At 70.6% G+C, this 24,362-nt stretch carries 18 protein-coding genes and 2 pseudogenes; 4 read left to right on the forward strand and 16 right to left on the reverse strand.

The genetic code is table 11. From position 1 onward, the window contains the following. From F603_RS31550 to F603_RS0104335, 4 genes and pseudogenes are all read right to left on the reverse strand, one after another. Nucleotides 1-218 (reverse strand): annotated as a pseudogene (locus tag F603_RS31550) (ATP/GTP-binding protein); the annotation flags it as partial. A gap of 22 nt (nucleotides 219-240) precedes the next feature. Beyond that, the gene (locus tag F603_RS0104325) at nucleotides 241-651 is read right to left on the reverse strand and encodes a DUF742 domain-containing protein (RefSeq protein WP_019544789.1); all 411 of its coding nucleotides are present in this window, start codon (nucleotides 649-651) and stop codon (nucleotides 241-243) included. Between the two features lie 77 nt (nucleotides 652-728). Continuing rightward, on the reverse strand, nucleotides 729-1,142 hold the full coding sequence (locus F603_RS0104330; RefSeq protein WP_019544790.1) for a roadblock/LC7 domain-containing protein: 414 nt from the start codon (nucleotides 1,140-1,142) through the stop codon (nucleotides 729-731). Between the two features lie 9 nt (nucleotides 1,143-1,151). Then, the gene (locus tag F603_RS0104335) at nucleotides 1,152-4,835 is read right to left on the reverse strand and encodes a sensor histidine kinase (protein ID WP_026328137.1); all 3,684 of its coding nucleotides are present in this window, start codon (nucleotides 4,833-4,835) and stop codon (nucleotides 1,152-1,154) included. Between the two features lie 551 nt (nucleotides 4,836-5,386). Between F603_RS0104335 and F603_RS0104340 the strand changes: the two genes are divergently transcribed. Then, complete coding sequence (locus tag F603_RS0104340; protein WP_019544792.1) at nucleotides 5,387-5,575, forward strand: hypothetical protein; 189 nt, start codon at nucleotides 5,387-5,389, stop codon at nucleotides 5,573-5,575. A 129-nt stretch (nucleotides 5,576-5,704) separates the two neighbouring features. Here F603_RS0104340 and F603_RS0104345 read toward each other — a convergent pair whose 3' ends face one another. Together F603_RS0104345 and F603_RS0104350 are read right to left on the reverse strand one after the other, a co-directional pair. Beyond that, a complete protein-coding gene (locus F603_RS0104345) occupies nucleotides 5,705-5,929 on the reverse strand; it encodes an acyl-CoA carboxylase subunit epsilon (RefSeq protein ID WP_019544793.1) in 225 nt (74 codons plus the stop codon). Nucleotides 5,930-6,006: 77 nt separating this feature from the next. After that, on the reverse strand, nucleotides 6,007-7,620 hold the full coding sequence (locus F603_RS0104350; protein ID WP_019544794.1) for an acyl-CoA carboxylase subunit beta: 1,614 nt from the start codon (nucleotides 7,618-7,620) through the stop codon (nucleotides 6,007-6,009). A 325-nt stretch (nucleotides 7,621-7,945) separates the two neighbouring features. Here F603_RS0104350 and F603_RS31555 point away from each other — a divergent pair. Further along, nucleotides 7,946-8,492, forward strand: a pseudogene (locus F603_RS31555) (DinB family protein). Between the two features lie 62 nt (nucleotides 8,493-8,554). Here F603_RS31555 and cimA read toward each other — a convergent pair. The 6 genes from cimA to F603_RS0104385 form a co-directional block, all read right to left on the reverse strand. Then, a complete protein-coding gene (cimA, locus tag F603_RS0104360) occupies nucleotides 8,555-10,225 on the reverse strand; it encodes a citramalate synthase (RefSeq protein WP_019544796.1) in 1,671 nt (556 codons plus the stop codon). Nucleotides 10,226-10,656: 431 nt separating this feature from the next. Beyond that, entirely contained in the window at nucleotides 10,657-11,757 is a 1,101-nt protein-coding gene (locus tag F603_RS0104365; protein WP_019544797.1) for a branched-chain amino acid aminotransferase, read from the reverse strand. 237 nt (nucleotides 11,758-11,994) lie between these two features. Next, nucleotides 11,995-13,035: a 3-isopropylmalate dehydrogenase gene (locus F603_RS0104370; RefSeq protein WP_019544798.1), complete on the reverse strand. Its 1,041-nt coding sequence runs from the start codon at nucleotides 13,033-13,035 to the stop codon at nucleotides 11,995-11,997. A gap of 113 nt (nucleotides 13,036-13,148) precedes the next feature. Beyond that, on the reverse strand, nucleotides 13,149-13,289 hold the full coding sequence (locus F603_RS35315) for a hypothetical protein (protein ID WP_019544799.1): 141 nt from the start codon (nucleotides 13,287-13,289) through the stop codon (nucleotides 13,149-13,151). 393 nt (nucleotides 13,290-13,682) lie between these two features. Next, nucleotides 13,683-15,314: an L-glutamate gamma-semialdehyde dehydrogenase gene (gene pruA / locus F603_RS0104380; protein WP_019544800.1), complete on the reverse strand. Its 1,632-nt coding sequence runs from the start codon at nucleotides 15,312-15,314 to the stop codon at nucleotides 13,683-13,685. Between the two features lie 69 nt (nucleotides 15,315-15,383). Continuing rightward, nucleotides 15,384-16,313: a proline dehydrogenase family protein gene (locus tag F603_RS0104385; RefSeq protein ID WP_019544801.1), complete on the reverse strand. Its 930-nt coding sequence runs from the start codon at nucleotides 16,311-16,313 to the stop codon at nucleotides 15,384-15,386. A 220-nt stretch (nucleotides 16,314-16,533) separates the two neighbouring features. On the opposite strand from F603_RS0104385, the gene F603_RS0104390 reads away from it, so the two are divergent. Continuing rightward, nucleotides 16,534-17,676, forward strand: coding sequence for a PucR family transcriptional regulator (locus tag F603_RS0104390; RefSeq protein WP_019544802.1), 1,143 nt, complete (start codon nucleotides 16,534-16,536; stop codon nucleotides 17,674-17,676). 471 nt (nucleotides 17,677-18,147) lie between these two features. On the opposite strand, the gene F603_RS0104395 is transcribed toward F603_RS0104390, so the two are convergent. Then, nucleotides 18,148-19,770, reverse strand: coding sequence for a CocE/NonD family hydrolase (locus tag F603_RS0104395; protein ID WP_019544803.1), 1,623 nt, complete (start codon nucleotides 19,768-19,770; stop codon nucleotides 18,148-18,150). A gap of 177 nt (nucleotides 19,771-19,947) precedes the next feature. Between F603_RS0104395 and F603_RS0104400 the strand changes: the two genes are divergently transcribed. Beyond that, nucleotides 19,948-20,658 (forward strand): TetR/AcrR family transcriptional regulator C-terminal domain-containing protein, encoded by a 711-nt coding sequence (locus tag F603_RS0104400; RefSeq protein ID WP_019544804.1) that lies wholly within the window; start codon nucleotides 19,948-19,950, stop codon nucleotides 20,656-20,658. 121 nt (nucleotides 20,659-20,779) lie between these two features. Here F603_RS0104400 and serA read toward each other — a convergent pair whose 3' ends face one another. The 3 genes from serA to ilvN form a co-directional block, all read right to left on the reverse strand. Further along, a complete protein-coding gene (serA, locus tag F603_RS0104405) occupies nucleotides 20,780-22,369 on the reverse strand; it encodes a phosphoglycerate dehydrogenase (RefSeq protein WP_019544805.1) in 1,590 nt (529 codons plus the stop codon). A gap of 310 nt (nucleotides 22,370-22,679) precedes the next feature. Continuing rightward, nucleotides 22,680-23,699, reverse strand: coding sequence for a ketol-acid reductoisomerase (ilvC, locus tag F603_RS0104410; RefSeq protein WP_019544806.1), 1,020 nt, complete (start codon nucleotides 23,697-23,699; stop codon nucleotides 22,680-22,682). A gap of 111 nt (nucleotides 23,700-23,810) precedes the next feature. Next, nucleotides 23,811-24,335 (reverse strand): acetolactate synthase small subunit, encoded by a 525-nt coding sequence (gene ilvN, locus F603_RS0104415; RefSeq protein ID WP_016909951.1) that lies wholly within the window; start codon nucleotides 24,333-24,335, stop codon nucleotides 23,811-23,813. Nucleotides 24,336-24,362: the final 27 nt, after the last annotated feature.

The following is a 24,362-nucleotide window of genomic DNA, read 5'->3' on the forward strand; positions in this document are numbered from 1 at the left end:
GTGAGGTCGTCGATCCCGGCCGACGCCGAGGTCATCACCGCCTCGGTGCGCAGCGGGTTGATCTCCGAGACCGCGCCGACGAAGGTCGTCTTGCCCACGCCGAAACCGCCCGCCACCACGATCTTCGCGGAGGTGGTCGAACGGCCGCCGGCGGGCACGTCGCCGACGAACTGGTCGGCCTGCTGCGGCACACCGGGCGCCTGGCCGGGGTGGCCCATCTGACCGATCCCCGTCTGCGGGCTAGAGCTTGCGAAGTCCACTGAGCACCCTTTCGAGCAAGGTCACGTCTGGAGCGCCACCGGGGTCGGTGCCGCCGCCGGGCTGATGGATCGCCACCATCCCGGCCTCGGCGAGGTCGGCGACGAGAATCCGGGCCACCCCCAGCGGTATTGCGAGCAACGCCGAGACCTCGGCAACCGATTTCACCTCAAGGCACAGATGGCAGATCCGCTGGTGCTCGGGGAGCAGACCCTGCAACTGCGCCGGATCTGCGCTGGTGCTCACCAGCGCCTCGATCGCGAGTTGGTAGCGCGGCCGGGTGCGGCCGCCCGTCATGGCGTAGGGACGTACCAGGGGTTGGTCGCCTTCGCCCCCGAACGGTGCCTGCTGGTTCGCACCGTACGGGTCGGGTGAAGCGGGCGGCGGGGTCATGTCTCCTCCGAGAGAGGGATCAGTGAGATAAGGGCAAGGTGCGGGCTGTGGTGCTCATGTGGGGGGAGCGTGCAAGATCAGTTGAGAATGCTGCCCTGCAGTTCCGCTCGCACGTCTGGAGTGAGTACTGTTCCAGCACGGTCGACGAGCAGGGCCATCTCGTACCCGATGAGGCCGATGTCGGCCTCCGGGTGCGCAAGGACGGCGAGTGAAGAACCGTCCGAGATCGACATGATGAAGAGGAAGCCGCGCTCCATCTCCACCACCGTCTGGTTGACACCACCGCCTTCGAAGATGCGGGAGGCGCCGGCGGTGAGCGAGGTCAATCCTGAAGCGACCGCCGCCAGTTGGTCGGCACGGTCGCGCGGAAAGCCCTCGGACATCGCAAGCAGAAGCCCGTCGGCAGAGACCACCACCGTGTGCGACACCCCTGGGGTGTTCTCCACAAAGTTGGTGATCAACCAGTTCAGATTTTGCGCCGCCTGGCTCATCGGACTCAACTAACGCTCCTGCTGGTAAGTGGGGCCAATGCCGCGCCCATCCGTGCCGGCCTGCCGGCCCTGCTGGATGCCGCGACGGAGATTGGTCAGCCGGCCGCGTACGTCGTCCGGCGCACGCGAGACCTGCGGTCCCGGCTGCTGTGCGGACGACTGCTGTTGGGCGGTACCCGCGACCAGGTTGGCACGGGGCACCCGCCGCGGCAGGCCCGACGTGGTGACTCCCCCGGCGGACGGCTGGCGCACCTGTTCGGCACGGCGCCACCGCTCGTCGTTCGGCGAGGCTCCCCAGTGGGAGCCGGTGTCGGAGCCGTCCTGCGGCGGACCCTGAACGGGCTGTGGCTGCGGAGGTACGGCGGATGCCGGCTGATCCGGGCGCGGGGTGGGCGCCTGAGGCGAGCGCGGAGGGATGTCCGCTGACTGCTGCGGCGCCTGAGCTGGTGGCTGCTGCGCCTGAGTCTGCTGTGGGGGGAAAGGGGCACGCGCCGACGGCCCCGCACTGCGGAACCAGTTCGACTCCATCGAGGCGAAGATGGGGGTCGGGGCATCATCAGGTGCCGGAGGAACGGCGGGTATGCCGTACTCCGGTGCCGCGTGCGCCTGTTGTTGCTGGTGCTGCTGCTGCTGGGGCGCGTTCTCCTCGCCCCGCCGGGGAAGCGCGGGGAACTGCCCCGTCCCGCCGGGACCGGCGGCGCCGCCGCTTGAGGCCCCGGTGAAACCGGGTTGTGCGTACTCGCCGGTGGCCTCGTGTTCGTCGTGGCCACGCGGGAGGTCTTCGGTGGGGGCCTGCTGTCCGGCCGCCCAACTCGGGCGCTGCTGCTCGGCGTTGCGCTCACCGGCGTCCGGCCTCACAAACGCGCCGGTGTCGCCGGGGCCGCGCTGCGGCGCCACGGCGGGGAACTGAGCGGTGTCGCTCGGTCGCGTGAACTCGCCCGTCTGCCCCGGACCGTGCCCGGCACGTCCGTCCTGCGGCGGTGCCGCGAACTCGCCGGTGCGGCCGGGGTTTTGGCGTCCGCCTTCGGGGCCGCCCTGCTGGGGGTCGCCGCCGACGGCGGGGAACTGCCCAGTGTCGCCGGGACCGCCGTACGGCGGGACGGCAGGGAACTGGCCCGTGTCACCAGGACCGCCCTGCGGCGGAACGGCAGGGAACTGACCCGTGTCACCAGGACCGCCCTGCGGCGGAACGGCAGGGAACTGACCCGTGTCACCAGGACCTTGACGTCCGGACGACGGCCCGCCTCCGGTGAGCTCGGCCGGGTTGCCCCGGCTCGGCAGCGGCGGCGACGTACGGCCGCCGGGGGCGGACGGCGTCCGGGGGCCCTGCGGGCCCTGCCCGAAGCCGCTGCGGCCCACGGGCGGTGCGCCGAAGAGGTTGCCGGCACCCGACTCCTCGCCGCCGCTGCCCGGCAGTGCGGGACGCGGCCCGCCGCCCGCGACCTGCCCGCGCGACGGACCGCCACCGAGCTTCCCGCCACCGGGACCGCCCTGCGGTTCGCGCTGGAGGGCCGCGGCGAGGCCGCTGCCCTTGGGCGGACGCCCGCCACCGGGACCGCGGGGACCTGCGCCCGGCTTGCCCTTGTTCGCGCCGCCCTGTGCGACGTCGACAGGGAGCATCACGAGCGCGGTGGTACCGCCGGAGTCCGAGGGACGGAGCTGTATGCGGATGCCGTGCCGGAGGGAGAGGCGGCCGACGACGAAGAGGCCCATGCGGCGGGAGACGGAGACGTCGACCGTCGGCGGGTTGGCGAGCCGCTCGTTGATCGACGAGAGGTCCTCGGGCGAGAGGCCGATACCGGTGTCGTGGATCTCCACGAGGACGCGTCCGTCGGGGAGTGCGTGGCCCGTGACCTTCACCTTGGTCTGCGGGGAGGAGAACGAGGTGGCGTTCTCCAGCAGCTCGGCGAGGAGATGGACGAGGTCGTTGACGACTCGCCCGGTGACTTCGGTCGCCGGGACGGAGCTCAGCTCGATGCGCTCGTACTGCTCCACCTCGGAAGCCGCTGCACGCAGGACGTCGACGAGCGGGACCGGACGCGTCCAGCGACGGCCCGGCTCCTCGCCGGCGAGGACGAGGAGGTTCTCACCGTTGCGCCGCATGCGGGTGGCGAGGTGGTCGAGCTTGAAGAGGGAGGAGAGCTGGTCCGGGTCGGCCTCGCGGGACTCCAACTCGGAGATGAGCGAGAGCTGGCGCTGGATGAGGCCCTGGCTCCGCCGCGAGAGGTTGGTGAACATCGCGTTGACGTTCCCCCGCAACAGCGCCTGTTCGCCTGCGAGGCGGACGGCCTCGCGGTGGACGTCGTCGAACGCGGCCGCGACCCGGCCGATCTCGTCCCGGGTGTGGACACCGACGGACTCGACGGAGGTGTCGACGTCCTGCGGCTCGGCCTCCGACATCTGGCGGACCAGCTCAGGCAGGCGCTCACGCGCAACGTCCTGGGCGGTGTCCTGGAGGCGGCGCAGCGAGCGCACCATGGAGCGCGCCACGACGAAGGCGCCGACGAGCGAGATGCCGAGGACCAGAAGGATGATGGCGCCGTTGAGGAACGCCGACCCCTGGGCGTCGGAGCGGAGTTCGCGCGCCTGCTGCTCCATCTGGGAGAGGAGGCTGGCCTCGATCTTCGCCATCTCGTCGATCTTGGAGCGGTCCTGGTCGAACCAGTCCGGGTAGGAGCGGTACTGCTCCTTGATGGCTCCGCTGTTCTGCAGCACGCGATCGCGGTACTTGTCCGCGGTGGTGATGTTGACGTTCCCACCGTTGAGCGGCTTGGTGAGGTCCGACGCCTTGTCGTCACCGTAGATCTGGCTGAAGCTGGTGAGTTGGGCCTTCTCGCTGTCCGCCGCCGTGCGGGCGTAGAGGCGGTCGCTCTCCGAAAGCTGCGGGCCGCCGCTGCGCGCGAGGCCGGCCGAGATGACGGCACGCTGGATGGACGCGTACTCCTTGGCGCTGGAGAAGGCCGCGAGCGCACGCGTGGACTGGATCATCTCCGGGTTGCTCGTCGCCTGGGCCATGTCCTGGGAGAGCGAGAGGAGCGACTCGATGAGCTGGTTGTAGCTGTTGACCGTCTGCGAGACGTAGGCGTCGTTGTCGTACGCGCGGTCACGGATGTCGTTGATGTCGGTTAGCTGACGGGTGATGTCCAGGACGGTGGACTGGACCCCGGCCATCACCTTGTCGCTGCCGTCGATGTCGCCGGTGGCTTCCTTGAACGACTGGAAGGCGCGGTCGGTCTCCTCGCGGGGCGCGACGACCCAGTCGTCCTTGGCGTTGCCCGTACCCACCAGGGGACCGGCCGAGCGGTCCCGCTCCTCCTGGAGTGCGGCTGCCAACGCCGTTGCCTGCTCCGTCATTTCGGTCAGGCGCTTCATGTTGTCGAGCTGGTCGACGTTGTCGAGGGAGTCGCCGATGCGCAGGGCGCCGAGGGTGGTGGCGGCCACGACGGGGAGGGCGAGCAGGGAGACGAGGCGGGTGCTGATGCGCCAGTTGCGCATGCGGATTCTGGAGCCGGGGCCGGTCGGGGCCTTCCCTGCTCCCTCGCCCTTACCGCGGTCCTTGTCTCTGGAGCCGTCTACGTCGTGAACGGCGGCAGCGGGACCGCTCTCCTGGGCACGCTGGGCGGCGGCGTCGGACGAACTGCCCGACTCCGCTTTCCCCTCGGCGTTGCCATCCCTCTTGAAACGTCCCTGCACTAGCGTCGCAACCTCTGGACCAGGCGTCCTGCCGCGTGGACGGCGGGACGGTATCGAGTCACGGGGGGACATCCCCCCTTGGCGGTCGTGAATGACCGGCGCGCCCCACCCGACCGCCGCGCGGCGCTGGTTGAGCGCCTGTGCGCGCCGGCTGTCGTCCTGCGGCGGTCCGTGGAATTCCAGCACAGTGCCGGATCTCCAACAAGGGCTGTGGAAAACCCGCGGAGCCGCATGACGCTTCGCGCACGTCGGGTCACTACACGTGCCGAGCAGTGCTCGAAATACCGGACTTTTCCCTACGAGGCGAACAGCGGAGCGCTCCGCCTCACTGACGCGAACTGCGCGCACAAGCTCACGATGACGAGCATTGTCCGCTATGCCGCGTGCCCGAAATGCCTTGCGGGCGGCCTTCGTTCATCACTCGGTGAGCAAACTCACAGGATGATCGTGGCCTAGCTCACGCGTCGGTAGGGAACGGCGGGCCTACCCTCGGCGTTCACAGCGAGTAGCAGATCCACAAGTGCCGAGCAGTCAGTGAGGTAAGGGCAGACGTGAAGTCCACCAGCAGCCACAGGAGCATAGCCAACCCCCGCCGCACCACCCTCGCTCACCTCGAGGACGCCGACGATCTCACCACGCAGGCAGTCCGCGAGTCCGAGCAGAACGGCGAGGAGGCTCCCCTCCCGAGTGCAACCGCGAACCCCCGGCGCACCACCCTGGTGGACTCCCCCGCAGACTGAACGCCCGTGCGGAGCCGCTCGGTTGAGTGAAGCGCCCGAGGCGCCTCCGCGCACCGGCACGGAAAAGGGGCGGCGCGCCCGACCTTGGTGGTCGGAAACGCCGCCCCTTTCGCGTCACCCGAGGCGCCGTCAGCCCTGCCAACTGTGCGGCGCGCGAAACCCGTGCTGCCGGTCGAGGCGCCGCCAGCCGGCCTTGCTGGCACGGTGCGGACGCGTGGTGGCGGGCGCTCGGTGCGCGCTCGTGGCACGGGCCATCAACAGGGCGGTGACGGCGGCGAGTTCCTCCTCGCTGGCGTTGCCCTTCTCCACCCGGATCGGGTGACTGCCTGCGGTAAGCGAACTGTCGGAGTCCACGGTTTCCTCTCTTCTTCCCGTGCGTCGGTTCTCAGTCTTCTCGGCGGAGCCGGGCTCCCGCAGAAGCGCATTGCGCCTCACTGGGGCGGGTTGCCGTGCTTCCGCGCGGGCAGGTCGGCGTGCTTGCTGCGGAGCATCGCGAGGGACGCGACGAGTACCTCTCTCGTCTCCGCCGGGTCGATGACGTCGTCGACGAGGCCGCGCTCGGCCGCGTAATAGGGGTGCATGAGCTCGGACTTGTACTCCTTGACCATCCGCTGCCGCATCGCCTCGGGGTCGTCCGCGCCCGCGATCTGCTTGCGGAAGATCACGTTCGCCGCACCCTCCGCGCCCATCACCGCGATCTCGTTGGTCGGCCAGGCGTACGTCAGGTCGGCGCCGATGGTCTGCGAGTCCATCACGATGTAGGCGCCCCCGTACGCCTTGCGCAGCACCACGGAGATCCGGGGCACCGTCGCGTTGCAGTACGCGTAGAGGAGCTTGGCGCCGTGGCGGATGATGCCGCCGTGCTCCTGGTCGACGCCCGGAAGGAAGCCGGGGACGTCGAGGAAGGTGAGGATCGGAATGTTGAAGGCGTCGCACATCTGGACGAAGCGGGCGGCCTTCTCCGACGCCTCGATGTCCAACACACCGGCGAGCGACTGCGGTTGGTTGGCGACGATGCCGACGACCTCGCCGTCCATCCGCGCCAGGCAGACGATGATGTTGCGCGCCCAGCGCTCGTGCACCTCGAGGAACTCCCCCTCGTCGACGAGCTCCTCGATCACCTTGCGCATGTCGTAGGGGCGGTTGCCGTCGGCGGGGACCAGGTCGTAAAGGCCTTCGCCGCGGCGGTCGGCCGGGTCGGCCGGCTCCTCGGAGGGAGGGTTCTCGCGGTTGTTCTGCGGGAGCAGCGAAAGGAGGTAGCGCACCTCCTCCAGGCAGGTCTCCTCGTCGTCGTAGGCGAAGTGGCACACACCCGACGTCTCCGCGTGCACGTCGGCCCCGCCGAGCGCGTTCTGGGTGACCTCCGCGCCCGTCACCGCCTGGACCACGTCAGGGCCCGTGATGAACATCTGCGAGGTGTCGCGGACCATGAAGACGAAGTCGGTGAGCGCGGGGCTGTAGGCGGCGCCACCGGCACACGGGCCGAGCATCACCGAGATCTGCGGGATCACGCCCGACGCCTTGGTGTTGCGCTGGAAGATGCCGCCGTACCCCGCGAGCGCGGAGACGCCCTCCTGAATACGCGCGCCTGCACCGTCGTTGAGCGAGACGAGCGGCGCTCCCGCGGCGATCGCCTTGTCCATGATCTTGTGGATCTTCGCGGCGTGCGCCTCGCCCAGCGCACCGCCGAAGATGCGGAAGTCGTGCGCGTAGACGAAGACCGTCCGCCCGTGCACGGTTCCCCACCCGGTGATCACACCGTCGGTGTGCGGCTTCTTCTCCTCCAGGCCGAACCCGGTGGCGCGGTGCCGGCGCAGGGTTTCCACCTCGTGGAAGCTGCCCTCGTCGAGCAGCAGCTCGATACGCTCGCGCGCGGTCAGTTTCCCCTTGGCGTGCTGCGTCTCGGTGGCCCGCTCGCTCGGGCCCCGATACGCCTTCTCACGGATGGCGTGCAGTTCGGCCACGCGCCCGCGGGTGTCCTGCGGTTCGGGGGCCTCCGGCGTGGTCTCCGCCGCCTGTGGTGACAGCTCGGGCAGATCGGTCATGTATAGACCCTACGAAACGCAGGCCCGCCACAGCGTCGTCGGATTCGTACAGTCTCGGCGGCGGTTTCATGGCTCCGCTGGACAGAACTGGCCAACAACGGGTTACGAAGACGCCCCGATGCAGGTCCGCGGCACACCCTGTGTCTCTGTCGCTGTGGAGACCCCACAGCGAATGGGGACGCTCACTGTACTCGCGCGCGGCAGACGGCCGGCGCTCCACTCCGGCGCGGGGCCTGCTCCGCCCCGCGCCCCCTCGTCGCCCGAGCGATGTCAGTGGTCGCTGCAATGCTCTCGACGACACCGCCGAGAGGCAAAGGAGCCCGAGTTGACCGCCTCCACACCGCAACACTTCGCCGCCGCCCTCGCCGGCGACGCGCGCACACCACCCCCCGCGGCGGCCGGCGAGCGCGAGACCCTCGTCGCCTTCCTCGACTGGCACCGCGCCACCTTCGAAGCGAAGTGCAGCGGTCTCGCGCCCGAACGCCTCTCCGAACGCGCCGTTCCGCCTTCCGAGCTCTCCCTCCACGGGCTCGTCCGGCACCTGGCGGCGGTCGAACGCTGGCTGGTGGTTCCGGGTGCAGTTCGCCGGCGAGGACGTCCCGCTGCTCTACTACACCGACGACGACCCCGACCACGAGTTCCACGCCCTCGCAGGCGACCCGCAGCAGGCGCTGGACACCTGGCGCGCCGAGTGCGCCCGCGCGCGGGAGATCGTCGCCGCTGCCTCGCTGGAGGAGACCGGCGTGAGCCGGCGCACCGGCGAGCCGGTGTCCCTGCGCCGCATCCTGGTCGCCATGATCGCCGAGTACGCCCGCCACGCGGGCCACGCCGACCTGCTCCGCGAGCGGCTCGACGGGGCCACGGGATGGTGAGCGCGGCCCGGTCCCCAACTGCCGGGCTGATGCACCGGGTTGGGGCACGGGCCGGGCGGCGGTCAGTCGAGCGGCTCCTCGCCCGCGCGCAGGAGGCCGTAGGTGCAGCCCTCGGAGAGCGCCTGCCAGGAGGCGGCGATGACGTTGTCGGCGACGCCCACCGTCGACCACTCCCCCGAGCCGTCGCTCATCGAGATCAGCACGCGCGTGGTGGACGCCGCGCCCTTCGCCCCTTCGAGGATGCGGACCTTGTAGTCGACCAGTTCCAGCCGCGCCAGCGCCGGGTAGATCCGCTCGAGGCCGACGCGGAGTGCCTGGTCGAGCGCGTGGACCGGGCCGTTCCCCTCGCCGGTGGCGACCTGGCGCTCGCCCTTGGCCCTGAGCTTCACCGTCGCCTCGTTCACCTGGGCTCCGTCGGGGCGCTGCTCGACGATCGTGCGCCAGGACTCGAGCTGGAAGTACCGCTCGGCCACGGGCCCGCTCCCCGAGCCCCTCTCCACCTCCGTGCGCAGGAGGAGTTCGAAGGAAGCGTCGGCCGCCTCGTAGCTGTAGCCCTTGAGCTCCTGCTCCTTGACGCGCTCGACGATCCGTCCGACGAGGTCTCGGTCCCCGCCGAGGTCGTAGCCGAGCTCCTTGCCCTTGAGCTCGACGGAGGCCCTCCCCGCCATGTCGGAGACGAGCATCCGCATGCTGTTCCCGACGAGTTCCGGGTCGATGTGCTGGTAGAGGTCCGGGTCGATCTTGATCGCCGAGGCGTGGAGCCCGCCCTTGTGCGCGAAGGCCGAACTCCCCACGTACGGCTGGTGGGTGGCCGGAGTCAGGTTGACGACCTCCGCGATGGCGTGCGAGACCCAGGCCGTCTCCGCGAGCGTGCCCTCCGGGAGGACCCGCCGGTCGTACTTGAGCTCCAGCGTGGGCACGACCTGGAAGAGGTTGGCGTTGCCGACGCGCTCGCCGTACCCGTTGGCCGTGCACTGCACGTGGGTCGCCCCGCCGTCGACGGCGGCGAGCGTGTTGGCGACCGCGCACCCGATGTCGTCCTGCGCATGGATGCCGAGCCGCGCCCCGGTGTCCGCGACGACGGTGCGCACCGTCGCCTGGACCTGCGCAGGGACGGTCCCGCCGTTGGTGTCGCAGAGCACGACGACCTCGGCGCCGGCCTCGGTCGCCGTCGTGACGACCCGCTCCGCGTAGGCCGGGTTCGCCTGGTACCCGTCGAAGAAGTGCTCGCAGTCGACGAAGACCCGGCGCCCCTTCTCCCGCAGATAGGCGACGGTCTCGCCGACCATCCGCAGGTTCTCCTCCAACGTGGTGCGCAGGGCGAGTTCGACGTGGCGGTCGTGCGCCTTGGCGACGATCGTCACCACCGGAGCACCCGAGTCGACGAGTGCCTTCACCTGCGGGTCGATCGAGGCGGGCACACCCGCGCGGCACGTCGAGCCGAAGGCGACGAGTGTGGCGTGGCGAAAGTCGATCTCGCGCTCCGCGCGCTCGAAGAACTCCGTGTCCCGCGGGTTGGCCCCCGGCCAGCCACCCTCGATGTAGCCGATGCCGTAGTCGTCCAGGAGGCGGGCGACGGCGAGCTTGTCCGCGACGGTGAGGTTGATCCCCTCGCGCTGCGCTCCGTCGCGCAGCGTGGTGTCGAAGACGTGGAAGGCGGGATCTGCGGCGGCTGCGTCCTCGCCGAGGCGAGGACGCCGATGCTCCGCCGGCTGAGCGGCATCCGTGGTCATGTGCTTCTCGACTCCTGTACCGAAGTGAAGGGTCCGGAATGGTGATCCACTTGTCGCCTGCCCGCGCTCCGATCGGCTCCGCCGGGTGGTGCGGATACGAAAAAACCTCTCGCGGGTGCGAGAGGTCTGCGCGCGGGTCTGGGACACGGCTTCCGTCGCCGCACAGATGGTGCGGCAGGCGGTCACTGCGGACCGGCGCGCCAGCCGATAATCATGGCGTACATGGGCACACTGCGATTTTTGCACGCTCTTCGCCGCTCATCGACGGCGTCTCACGATCCGGTCAGCCCGACGGGCAGGAGGCTCCCGCGGCCGACAACTCCGCGGCGCCCTCCGTGAAGCGGAAGCAGGCGGGCCCGTGCGCCGGACCCGCCCGCCATGACACCCCGGGCAGCGTGAGCCATCTCACCGCGCCGCAGGCAGCTCCGCTCTCAACCGAGCTTGCGCATCCAGCCGTGGACGTCCTCGCGCCGGCCGCTCTGGATGCCGAGAAGCGCTTCGCGAAGCTGCATGGAAACGGGGCCCGCCGTGCCGTCGCCGACCTTCCACGCGTGGTCGCGCGACTTCACCTCGCCGACAGGCGTGATCACAGCGGCGGTGCCGCAGGCGAAGACCTCGCTGATCGAGCCGTCCGCGTTGCCGAGCCGCCACTCCTCGGTCGAGATGCGCCGCTCCTCCGTCGGGTAGCCCAGGTCCTCGGCGATCTGGAGCAGGGACCGCCGCGTGATACCGGGCAGGAGGGTGCCCGTGAGCTCGGGGGTGACGACCTTGGCGTCCGCACCGGAGCCGAAGACGAAGGCGAGGTTCATGCCACCCATCTCCTCGACCCAGCGCCGCTCCACCGCGTCGAGCCAGACGACCTGGTCGCAGCCCTGCTGCGCCGCCTCTGCCTGGGCGACGAGCGAAGCAGCGTAGTTCCCCGCGCACTTGGCCTCCCCCGTGCCGCCCGGCGCAGCGCGCACGTAGTCCTCGGAGAGCCAGACCGAGACGGGCTCCACACCACCGGGGAAGTAGGCACCGGACGGCGAGGCGATCACCATGAAGAGGTACTCGCGCGCCGGCGCCACACCGAGCCCGACCTCGCTGGCGAACATGAAGGGCCGCAGGTAGAGCGACTCCTCACCGACGCCGGGCACCCACTCCCTGTCCTGCTCGACGAGGATCTCGCACGCCTCGATGAAGGTCTCGACGGGAAGTTCGGGCATCGCCAGCCTGCGTGCGCTCAGTTGGAACCGCTCGGCGTTGGCGTCGGGCCTGAAGACGGCGACAGAGCCGTCGGGCCTGCGGTACGCCTTGAGCCCCTCGAAGATCGACTGGGCGTAGTGGAGCGTCTTGTTCGCCGGGTCGAGGGAGAGCGGGGCGTACGGCTCCAACTGCGCGTCGTGCCAGCCGCGGCCCTCGGTCCACTTGATCGTCACCATGTGGTCGGTGAAGTACCGGCCGAAGCCTGGTTCCGCGAGTGCAGCCTCCCGCTCAGTCGCGGGCAGCGGCTGGGCCGAGGGCTTGAGTTCGAAGTCGATTCGGGGCGTCATCTGCGCGTCCTCCGCTGGGTGTCGTGTGGACCGCGCTCCCTTGCTGCCCCCGGACTCCGGGCCACAGGCCCTCGCTGCTCCGGCACTGCCTGTCGGCGGCCCACGTTCGATTATCGCGCGTGCGGACCGAAATGGGGACGGGGGGATGGCGGTCGATGTGTGGGAAGGTGCACCCGGCCGAGCACAGCACAGCGGCCGGGCGCCTGGCCCGGCCGCTGGTGGCGGTTGAGTCCGGGCCTAGCCCGCTACTCGTGCCGCGAGCGCGTCACCGATCTCGTCCGTGGTGCGGACGGTCTCCGCGCGCTCGGCGAGATCGGCGGTGACCGCCTCGTCGATGCGGGCGGCCTCGGTCTCGTAGCCGAGGTGGCGCAGGAGCAGCGCGACGGAGAGGACCGTCGCCGTGGGGTCTGCCTTGCCGCTGCCGGCGATGTCGGGCGCGGAGCCGTGGACCGGCTCGAACATCGAGGGGTAGGCGCGGGACGGGTTGATGTTGCCCGAGGCCGCGAGGCCGATACCGCCCGAGACGGCGGCGGCGAGGTCGGTGAGGATGTCGCCGAAGAGGTTGTCGGTGACGATCACGTCGAAGCGCTCGGGGTCCGTCGTGAGGAAGATCGTGGCGGCGTCGACGTGGAGGTAGTCGGTGGTCACCTCGGGGAACTCGGCTCCGACGCTGTCGAAGATCCGCTTCCAGAGGTGACCGGCGTGCACGAGCACGTTGTTCTTGTGGACGAGCGTCAGCTTCTTGCGGGGGCGCGCGTCGGCGCGCGTGTAAGCGTCCCGCACCACGCGCTCGACACCGTAGGCGGTGTTGACGCTGACCTCGTTGGCGATCTCGGCGGGCGTCCCCGTCCGGATGGCACCGCCGTTGCCGACGTACGGGCCCTCCGTCCCCTCGCGGACGACGAGGAAGTCGATCTCCGGGCGGCCCGCCAGCGGCGAGACGGTGTTGGGAAAGAGCTTGGAGGGACGGAGGTTGACGTAGTGGTCGAAGGCGAAGCGCAGCTTCAGCAGCAACCCGCGCTCCAGGACGCCCGAGGGGACGCTCGGGTCACCGATGGCGCCGAGGAGCAGCGCGTCGTGCCGGGCGAGCCGCTCCAGCTCCGCATCGGTGAGCGTCTCGCCGGTGGCGTGCCAGCGGCGGGCGCCGAGGTCGTACTCCTCGGTCTCCAGCTTCACGTCCGACGGCAGGGCGGCGGTGAGGACCTTGATGCCCTGGGAGACGACCTCCGGGCCGATTCCGTCACCGGGGATCACTGCGAGGCTGATACTGCGCGACATGACCGGGACCTTACTCCTCGTCCCATGACATGACACAACCGGCTCGCATCCTGGACACGTCGGCTCAACGCACGGAAGCGGGAGGGGAGTTCGACCACCGGCCCCCGCCCGGCTCAGTGGCCGGCCGAGCCTCCGTTGTCCCTGCGGTCGAGCGCGCGCTGGAGGGCGGCCGCGGCATTGCGGCGGACCGCCTCGTGCTCCTTCGCCGCCGCACGTACACGGCGGGCCCTCGGCGTGGTGGTGGCAGTCTCCATGGCTTACAACTCCTTCTGCTGACGAGTCGGGAAGAGGCGCTCAGGGTGCCGTCCTCCACGCCGTCACGGCGGCGCCCCGTCGCGTGGCACGCGGCAGAGCACATGGGAGGGCGGAAAAGCCGGAAGCCGCGGGGGCATTGGGCGCCGCGGGGATCACCCGCCGACGCCGAGCCGCGTCCGAGGAAGCTCGATGGAGCAGATCGTTCGGCTTCTACAAATGTAGGAGCCCGCAGCCGTTCTGTCTCGCCAATTACTCGGTCTTCCTACTATCTGAGACGACGCACCTCCTCCGCCCCTGGCCGCTCCGGAGCCGCGCGGAACACGAGGACGGGCCCGGCCCTGCTCCGAGGCGAGGAGCAGGGCCGGGCCCGTCGTGCCGGGTGCGCGGCGGCGTCAGTCCATGTGCGGGTAGCGGTAGTCGGTCGGCGCGACCCGCGTCTCCTTGATCGCCCGCGGCGAGGACCAGCGCAGCAGGTTGAACTTCGAGCCCGCCTTGTCGTTGGTCCCCGAGGCCCGGGCACCGCCGAAGGGCTGCTGCCCGACGATCGAGCCGGTCGGGCGGTCGTTGAGGTAGAAGTTGCCCGCGGCGAACCGCAGCTTCTCCGACGCCTCGGCGAGCACGGCGCGGTCCTGCGCGAGGACGGCACCCGTGAGCGCGTACCCGGAGGCCGACTCCATCTGGTCGAGCATCGCGTCCCACTCCGCGTCCTCGTAGACGTGGACGGCGATGATCGGCCCGAAGTACTCCTCGGTGAAGACCTCGTTCGCAGGGTCCGAGCAGACGATCACCGTCGGGCGGACGAAGTAGCCGACGCTGTCGTCGTAGGTACCGCCGGCGATGATCTCGCAGGACGGGTCGGCCGTGGCGCGGTCGATCGCCGCCTTGTTCTTGGCGAACGCGCGGTCGTCGATGACGGCGCCGAGGAAGTTCGACAGGTCGGTGACGTCGCCCATCGCGAGCCCCTCGACCTCCGCGACGAGCTCGTCCTTGAACCCGCTCTCCCAGACCGAGCGCGGCAGGTAGGCGCGGGAGGCCGCCGAGCACTTCTGGCCCTGGTACTCGAACGCGCCCCGCGTGATCGCCGTCTTGAGGATCGCCGGGTCGACCGAGGGGTGCGCGACGATGAAGTCCTTGCCGCCGGTCTCGCCGACGAGCCTCGGGTAGGAGCGGTAGTTGGCGATGTTCTCGCCGACCGACTTCCAAAGGTGCTGGAAGGTGGCCGTCGAGCCGGTGAAGTGGATGCCGGCGAGCTCGGGGTGCGGAAGCGCGACCTCGGAGACCTCCCGGCCGTCGCCTGTGACGAGGTTGATGACGCCCTTCGGCATCCCTGCCTCCTCCAGCAACTCCATGAGCAGCACGGCGGAGTGGGTCTGCGTCGGCGACGGCTTCCAGACGACGACGTTGCCCATGAGCGCAGGCGCCGTCGGCAGGTTGCCTGCGATCGCGGTGAAGTTGAACGGGGTGACGGCGTAGACGAAGCCCTCCAGCGGGCGGTGGTCCATCCGGTTCCACACACCGTTCGGCTGCACCAGCGGCTGCTCGGTGAGGAGTTCGCGCGCGAAGTGGACGTTGAAGCGCCAGAAGTCGATCAGTTCGCAGGGTGCGTCGATCTCCGCCTGCTGCGCCGTCTTGCCCTGACCGAGCATCGTGGAGGCGGCGATCTTTTCGCGCCAGGGGCCCGCCAGGAGGTCGGCGGCCTTGAGGATGATCGCGGCGCGGTCGTCGAAGGAAAGAGCGCGCCAGGCGGGAGCGGCCTTGAGCGCGGCGTCGATCGCGTCCTGCGCGTCGGCGTGGGTGGCCGTCGCGTAGGTGCCGATCGCCTTGGCGTGCTGGTGCGGCTGCACGACGTCGACCCGCTCGCCGCCGCCCATCCGCCGTACGCCGTCGATCGTCATCGGCAGCTCGATCGGGTTCTCGGCGAGCTGCTTGAGCTCGCGCTCCAACCGCGCGCGCTCGGCGCTCCCCGGGGCGTACGTCTGCGGGGGCTCGTTGTACGGGGCCGGGACCTGGGTGACAGCGTCCATGGTTCTCTCCTTCGCCGGTGTGGCGTTCTCTACGCTACGTGGGTGTGCCGCTCGGCGGCGGGGATCGGGTCAGCCCCTGGTGACCAGGGACCGCAGGAAGAAGCCGACGTTGGCGGGACGTTCCGCGAGGCGGCGCATGAAGTAGCCGTACCAGTCGGTGCCGTAGGGGACGTAGACGCGCATGCGGCGGCCGTCGGCGACGAGCCTGGACTGCTCCTCGGTGCGGATGCCGTAGAGCATCTGGAACTCGTACTCGTCGCTCTGCCGCCCGTTGCGGACGGCGAGTTCCTCCGCGAGGGCGACCATGCGCGGGTCGTGCGAGCCGACCATGGGGTAGCCCTTGCCGGCCATGAGGGTCTTGAGGCAGCGCACGTACGCCCGGTCGACCTCGTGCTTGCTCTGGTACGCGACCGAGGCGGGCTCGTCGTAGGCGCCCTTGACGAGCCGGACGCGGGAGCCCGCGCCGGCGAGGGCACGGCAGTCGTCCTCGGTGCGGTACAGGTAGGACTGCACCACGACGCCCGTCTGCGGGTACCGCTTCCGCAGCTCGGCGAGGACGGCGAGCATCGAGTCGATGGTGGTGTGGTCCTCGGCGTCGAGGGTGACGGTGGTGCCCGCCTCGGCCGCCGCCTCGACGACGGCGAGGACGTTCTCGAAGGCGAGGTCCTCGCCCCCGTCGGTGAGGCCGAGGCCGAAGGCGGAGAGCTTCACCGACATCTCCGCGCGGTCGCCGAGGCCCGTGCCGGCGAGCGCCTCGACGAGCCGGAGGTAGGCGTCCCTGTTGCCCAACGCCTCGCTGCGTTCTGTGATGTCCTCGCCGAGGTGGTCGAGGGTCACCCGCTTTCCGGCGTCGGTGAGCGAGGTGACCGTCTCCATCGCCGGTGCGAGCGCCTCGCCCGCAACGAAGCGGTCGACGACGGGCCGGGTGACCGGAGCTGCGGCCACGATTCTGCGGATGCTGTCGCTGCGCGCGGCGGCGAGGAGCACGGGACCCAGCACGGGCACCTCCACGGGTTGTGCGTCTGTCGGCTCGACGGTGCGGGAGCCACCCAGAACCTAAGGATCGTGCCGGTCGGCAGCCATCGACACCTGTCACGTATCCGTGGCCCGGATCTCAGACAGATGTACGAGATCGGGCACGCAGGTGGAGGAGAATGTCAGGAGCGCCCGGCGGTACGACCGCGGCAGGAGGACGCGGCCGGCGGAGAAGGAGGCGGGGATGCGTGAGGACTACCAGACGCTCATCGACGGGGTCTCCACCCTGCTCGGCACGCCCGCGCTGCTGGAGGGGCGGGACTTCGGGCTGATCGCCTTCGGCGCGCACCCCGGGGACGGTGCGGAGGCCGCGCTCGATCCCGTCCGGACGCGCTCCATCCTTCAACGGGGCTCCAGTTCGGCGGTGCGCACCTGGTTCGAGGGCTTCGGCATCACCCGCGCCGCGGGCCCCGTCCGTATCCCGCCCGACCCGTCGGCCGGCGTCGTCCACGGGCGGATCTGCCTGCCGGCCCGAGAGAGCGGCGTCGTCCACGGGTACATCTGGCTCCTTGACGACGGAGTGCTCTCCCTCGACGATCCGCGGCTCGACGCCGCCATGGGCACGGCCGCACGGATCGGCCAACTCCTCGCGGCACGCACCCGGAGCGAAGCGCGGCAGGGCGAGCTGCTGCGGGCCGTGCTCACGGGCGACGAGGGCGCCGCGCGCGACGAGGCAGAGGCCGAACTGCGGCATGCACTGGGACCGGTGGCGCAGGGCCACGTCGCACTCGTCGCCGTGACGCCGTGGCCCGCGCCGAGCGCCGGGCGCGCTCCCGCGCAGGTTCCCTACCTCATCGCCCACACCCCGCTCGACGGAACGCTCGCCGTGCTCGTACGGCTGCGCACCTCCGACGTGGGCCCGGCGGCGGAGGCGGCGGAGAGGCTGCTGGGGTGCGGTGAGGCTCCGGGGGCGACGGGCGCCTGCGCGGGGGTGAGCGGAGCGCGCGAGAGCGCGAGGGGGTTGCGCGGCGCGTGGCGTCAGGCGCGTGCGGCGGCACGTGCGGCGGGTGCGGAGCGGCGGTTCTCGCCGGTGGCGAAGTGGGACGGGATCGGGCCGTACCGCCTCCTCACCGAACTCGACCCCGGGCACGCGGAGGACGCGGCCGTACTCCCGCTCCTCGGCCACGCGCACCGCGAACTCGCCCGTACCGCCGAGGTGTTCCTCGACCATGCCGGCCAAGCGTCGCGGACCGCGACAGCCCTCGGCGTCCACCGGCAGACCCTCTACTACCGCCTCTCCCGCATCGAGCGCCTCACCGGGCTCGACCTGGACGATGGCGAGGACCGGCTGCTGCTGCACATGGCCCTCAAGACGAGGCGGTTGTAGGGGCGTTGGCGCTGGAGCGCAACGGCGCCCGGCTCCGGTGCGGGGGCCGTCCGTCGGACGGCAGGGCATCGGTGCTTCGCGGCGGCTGACGGGTTCCCGTAGACGGTCGGGGACGGCTACCGTCCTGCCTTTCTCCGGTGAACTCGCCTGAGTATGCGGTGCGTTCACCCGCTGGAGCGCCGTGCAGTGCGCGCGAGCGAGCGCTGCGGGGCCCGCCAAGCGGGGCGGCTACGACTGCGCTTGCCTCCACCTCAGCGCCGTCGAAAAGGCGCCTCGACCGTGCATGGCCGCGACGGCAGGCGTCCGCACCTTCGCACGGGCGGGTGGAGCGTGCCCGCCACGCCTGGTCCGCCCCGGGGGAAGGGCTCCCGGCCGAGCCCGCCGACGTTGGACGGCGCCCCCGGACATCAAACGCCCCGCAGCCACACCCGCACTGCGGCAAACGGGAGTTGGCCGCCCGAACGCCGTGCCCTACTCCCGCTCGGTTGGCCCCGGCACCTCGCCACCCGCACCCAGCGTCAGTGCGGAGTCGGCGTGGAGCGTGAGGCGTACCGGCACGAAGTCGGCCGCGTCGACCGGCGACTCGGCGGTTCCGGGGTGGCGGGCGAAGCGCGGATGGGCGCCCCCGCTGAGCTGCCACCGTATGCGGTGGCCGACATCGAAGCGATGGGCCGTCGAGCTCATCGGCACGGTGCGGTGCGACGGTTGCTGCCCCTCGGTCCGCACCTGTCCCAACCCGTCGCAGACGTTGACGGAGCGGCCCTGCGCGTCGACGTCGCACAGACGGGTGAAGACGGCGGCATGGCCGGTGTCCGTCGAGACGCTCAACCGTGCGGAGACCTGGCCCAAGACGTCGACCGGCTCGGTGAGCGGAGGCCCCGTGAACGTCAACACGTCGTCCCTGGTCTCCAGTACGCCGTTGTCGCGGGGACCGGCAGCGGGCGAGAGCAGGGGGCCGCCGACGGACGGCGTGGGGTCGTCCGGGTCGTACCGGAAGGACGCCAGAGGCGCGGAGCCGGTGGGGGCCTGCTGGGTGAGATGTCCGTGCGGGGCGGGGAACCAGACTCCGGCGCCCGTGGGCGGGGGCCAGTCGTCGAGGTCCCGCCACGCGTCCTCGCCGCTGACGTGCACACGCACCCTGGTGGGACGGAGACCCGAAGGGTCACCGGACAGGTGGGCGCGGAGCCAGGCGAGACTGTCGGCGAACACCTCGGCCCACCCCCGTTGGAGGGCCGAGGTGTGCGTCCAGGGGCCGACGAGCAGGGCGGCGTCGCACCCTGACCGGCGCAGGCGCGCGTACTGCTCCAAGGTCTGGTCGAGCAGCGCGTCGTGCCATCCGGTGACCAGGGCGGTGGGCACGTCGAGCTGCTCGGCCGATGCGGCCAACGAAGCGCCGTGCCAGTAGGCGTCGTCGGGGTCCGGATGCGTCATCACGTCGTCGAGCCAGGGCACTTCGCCACCGAGGGCAGGCACGTACGCCCCGCGCAGCGGCCGCGCAGCGACGACGCCGCGGAGCCGGCGCTGGAGGCGCAGCGTCGCCCTCATGAACCGTGGCACGCCCCTGTGCTGGTAGGTCAGGCCGGCGCCGACGGAGAGGGTGTTCTCCAGGCGCAGCACACCGTCGGCGTGGAAGAGGGCGTGAGGGTCGTGCAGTCCCAACTGCACCACCATGGCCTTCAGTTCGGGCGGCGGCTCGGCAGCGAGCGCCCACTGCACGTAGGCGAGGTAGCTGGGGCCGACGGTCCCGAGGGTGCCGTCGAACCAGGGCTGCTCGCGGAGCCAGGCCACCGTCGCCCGGGCGTCGGCGACCTCGTTGCGCCACAGGTCGAACGCGCCACCCGAACCACCGGTGCCGCGGCAGCTCTGGAGGACCACGTGGAAGCCCTGTTCGGCGAAGAGGAGGCCGTACATGGGCGACCACGGCAGACCTCTGCCGTACGGCGAGCGCACCAGGAGAGTGGGGAAGTCGCCCTCGGCGCGGGGGAAGTAGTGGTCGGTGACGAGCGGGCTGCCGTCGGCGCCCGGCACCGGGAGTCCCGGCTCCCACCCGGCCTCGTACAGCTTGGCGGGGAGGCGGCGCCATGTCGCCCTCATCGCCCGTGCGGCGCGTGGGGGTTTCCCACGGGGCGGCGTCCAACTCGACGTCGGGGCAGGGGTGTCGGCTCGCTGTGTCATCATGGCCTCCCGTGTTTTCCGTACGGCGTACGAGAATACAGGGTGTTTCACTGAGAGGCTCAACAAGGCCAACGCGACCGAGAAAAGGCGTGGACCATGCCTCACGACGAAGGCGCCCGCGGCGTCGACCCTCAGCAGCTCTGGCTGCACTCCGGCCCCCCACGCAGAGGTCGCAAGCCTGCCTACAGCCGAGAGGCGATCACCGCGGCAGCCGTCGCACTCGCCGACGCGGAGGGGATCGAAGCCGTCACCATGCGGAGAGTGGCCGCGCAGGTCGGCGCCGGCGTGATGTCGCTCTACAGCTACGCGCCCGACAAGGAGACGCTGCTGCACCTGATGGTCGACCACGTCAGCGGCGAACTCCCGACCACCGACCCGCTCACCGGTGACTGGCGCGTCGACCTCAAGGCCGTCGCCCATCGGCAGCGTGCCCTCATGCTGCGGCACCCCTGGCTGCCGGCGGCGCTCTCCACCCGCCGTACTCCGGGCCCCAACGCCCTGGCGTTCCTCGAGCACGTCCTCGCAGCCCTACGGCCGACCGGCCTGGACGGTGCGGCGAAGCTGGAGGTCTTCGCCCAACTCACCGCGTTCGCGGCCGCGCACGTCTCCCACGAGATCACACAGGCCGCGGCCGCACAGTCCACCGAGCGCGCCGGAACCGAAGCCCGTTACCTCGCCGCGGTCGCGAGCGACGGCGCACACCCCGAGCTCGCCGAAGCCCTCTCCGCTCCCGGGCGCCCCCTCACCCCCGAAGCCACCTTCGCGCGGTTCCTCAACCGCCTGGTCGACGGGCTCGCCACCGGCTGAACCCACCCCGGCGGAAGCCGCGCAAACGGGCCGGGCTCGGCAGGAGGTCGAACCTCCCGCCGAGCCCGGCCCCTTGCTGCTGCGCCCGCGCAGAGCGGCTCGTCCCGCGCAGGCGTCCGGTTCACTCCGTTAGGTCGACCCCGCGGGCGCGGGTGGCGCCGACCTCGCCGGCGATCTCGTTGAGCACCGTGGCACCGACGGTGTCGTCGACGGTGAGGGCGACGACCGCCTCACCGCCCTCCTCCGCCCGAGAGACCTGCATACCGGCGATGTTGACGCCGGCCTCGCCGAGGATGCGGCCCACGGTGCCGACGACGCCCGGGCGGTCCGTGTAGCTGAGGAACGCCATGTGGTCGGTGAGGGCGAGGTCGACGTCGTGGTCGTTGATGGCGACGATCTTCTGGAGGTTCTTCGGACCGGCGAGGGTGCCGGAGGCCGAGACCTCCTCACCGCCCGAGAGTGTGCCGCGCACGGTGACGACGTTGCGGTGGTTCCGCGCCTCGCTCGACGTGGTCAACCGCACCTCGATGCCGCGCTCCTGCGCGAAGAGCGGGGCGTTGACGTAGGAGACCGTGTCGTCGACGACGTCCTCGAACACGCCCTTCAGCGCGGAGAGTTCCAGCACCTTGACATCGTGCTGAGTGATCTCGCCGTAGACCTCGACGTCGAGCCGGACGGCGACCTCGCCCGCCAGCGCCGTGAAGATGCGGCCCAGCTTCTCCGCAAGCGGCAGCGCCGGACGGACGTCCTCGGCGATGACCCCGCCCTGGACGTTGACGGCGTCCGGCACCAGTTCGCCCGCGAGCGCCAGCCGGACCGACTTGGCGACGGCGATACCTGCCTTCTCCTGCGCCTCCCCCGTCGAGGCGCCGAGGTGCGGGGTGCAGACGACCTGGTCGAAGGCGAAGAGCGGGGAGTCGGTGCAGGGTTCGGAGGCGTAGACGTCGAGCCCCGCGCCTGCCACGCGCCCTTCCTTGAGCGCTGAGGCGAGCGCGTCCTCGTCGACGATGCCGCCACGCGCCGCGTTGACGATGCGGACGGACGGCTTGACCTTGTGGAGCGCCTCGTCACCGATGAGGCCCGCGGTCTCCGGGGTCTTCGGGAGGTGGACGGTGACGAAGTCCGAGACCTCCAGGAGTTCGTCGAGGGAGAGCAGCTTGACGCCCATCTGCGCGGCGCGGGCCGGCTGGACGAACGGGTCGTAGGCGACGACCTTCATGCCGAACGCCGACATGCGCTGCGCGACGAGCACACCGATCCGCCCGAGCCCGACGACGCCGAGGGTCTTCTCGCTCAGCTCGACGCCTGTGTACTTGCTCCGCTTCCACTCGCCGTTCTTCAACGAGCCGGTGGCCTGGGGGATGTTGCGGGCAGTGGCGATGAGGAGGCCGCAGGCGAGCTCCGCGGCGGTGACGATGTTGGAGGTGGGGGCGTTGACCACCATCACGCCCGCCTTCGTCGCCGCGGGAACGTCGACGTTGTCGAGGCCGACGCCGGCGCGGGCGATGACTTTGAGCTTCCCGGCGGCGGCGATCGCCTCGTCGTCGACCTTCGTTGCCGAGCGGACGAGGATCGCGTCGACGTCGGCGATCGCAGGAAGGAGCTCGGCTCGGTCCGCACCGTTGCAGTGCCGGATCTCGAAGTCCGGTCCGAGGGCGTCGACAGTGGCGGGCGACAGCTCTTCTGCGATGAGTACTACAGGCTTGCTCACGTGGTCTCCAGTCGGATCATCCCCGCACGCCGGCGGGGCACGGCCGAGTCCCGACGGCCGCAGACGGTGGAGGGGGTCATCCCCGCGGGCGCAGGGCAGACGCACGACGCTGTGAGCCTGGCGCGCTTGCATGATGCAGTCTAGCGACGGCCCCCGGACGTGACGGAACTCTCGAAATGATCGTTCCCCTGCCAGCGGACGGCACGCCTCGGAGGGCGCTCCCTTCGTGGAAGCGCCCTCCGAGCGTACGCCGGGATCGGTCAGCCCGAAACGGGGCCGCGGCGGGTCCGCGTGGGGACCGCCCGGAGCGTCAGGCGTTCTTGGAAGCCTCGCCCTCCGGCTCGTCGACCCAGCTCATCAGGGAGCGGAGCTTGCGGCCCGTGCTCTCCAGCAGGCTGTCGTGGTCGTCCTTCTTGTACTCGTTGTACTTCGGCAGACCGGCGTTGTACTCGGCCATCCAGTTGTTGGCGAAGGAGCCGTCCTGGATCTCCGAGAGGATCTTGCGCATCTCGGCCTTGGTCGCGTCGTTGACCACGCGCGGACCCGAGACGTAGTCGCCCCACTCCGCCGTCTCCGAGATCGACCAGCGCATCTTCTCCAGGCCGCCCTCGTACATGAGGTCGACGATGAGCTTCAGCTCGTGGAGGCACTCGAAGTACGCGATCTCCGGCTGGTACCCGGCCTCGACGAGCGTCTCGAAGCCGGCCTTCACGAGGGCCGAGGTGCCGCCGCAGAGCACGGCCTGCTCACCGAAGAGGTCGGTCTCGGCCTCCTCGGTGAAGGTCGTCTTGATGACGCCGGCACGGGTGCCGCCGATGCCCTTCGCGTACGAGAGGGCGAGCGCGAACGCGTTGCCGCTGGCGTCGTTCTCCACCGCCGCGATGCACGGGACGCCGCGGCCCTCCTCGTACTGGCGGCGGACCAGGTGGCCGGGGCCCTTGGGCGCGACCATGCAGACGTCGACGGTCGACGGGGGCTGGATGAAGCCGTAGCGGATGTTGAGGCCGTGCCCGAAGAAGATCGCGTCGCCGTCCTTGAGGTTCGGGGCGACGGACTCCTCGTAGATCTTGGCCTGGATCGGGTCGGGGACGAGGATCATGATCACGTCGGCCTCGGCTGCCGCCTCGCCCGGAGTGGTCACCTTCAGGCCCTGCTCCTCGGCCCTGGCACGGGACTTGGAGCCCTCGTGCAGGCCGACCCGCACGTCCACGCCGGAGTCGCGCAGCGAGAGCGCGTGGGCATGGCCCTGGCTCCCGTAGCCGAGGACCGCGACCTTGCGGCCCTGGATCAGGGAGAGGTCGGCATCGTCGTCGTAGAACAGCTCGGCCACTTGGGGTTTCTCCTTGCTTCGCTTGCTGATTGCGTCGGCCGCCTGTGGCGGTCGGCGTTGGGGCGGGGCCTACGGGACTTCAGGCCCCCGTGAGTGCAACGGCGCTGCGGCTCAGGCCGTCCGCTCGAGCGAACGCAGGCTCCGGTCGGTGATGGAGCGGGCGCCTCGCCCGATGGCGATCGTGCCGGACTGCACCAGTTCCTTGATGCCGAAGGGCTCCAGCATCTTCAGCATCGCCTCCAGCTTGTCGCCGGAGCCGGTCGCCTCGATGGTGACGGCCTCGGGTGAGACGTCGACCGTCTTGGCGCGGAAGAGCTGGACGATCTCCACGATCTGGGAGCGGGTCTCGTTGTCGGCGCGGACCTTGGCGAGGACCAGTTCGCGCTGGACAGCCGAGTCCGGCTCCAACTCGACGATCTTCAGTACGTTGACCAGCTTGTTGAGCTGCTTGGTGACCTGCTCGAGCGGCAGGTCCTCGACATTCACCACGATGGTGATGCGGGAGATGTCGGGGTGCTCGGTGACTCCGACGGCGAGCGAGTCGATGTTGAACCCGCGCCGGGAGAACAGTGAGGCGATCCTAGCGAGGATGCCCGGAGTGTCCTCCACCAGGACGGAGAGTGTGTGCTTGGACATGTGGGCGGCCCGTTTCGTGAGAGAGTG

Source organism: Streptomyces sulphureus DSM 40104 (assembly GCF_000381025.1).
In the GTDB taxonomy this organism is placed as follows: domain Bacteria; phylum Actinomycetota; class Actinomycetes; order Streptomycetales; family Streptomycetaceae; genus Streptomyces; species Streptomyces sulphureus.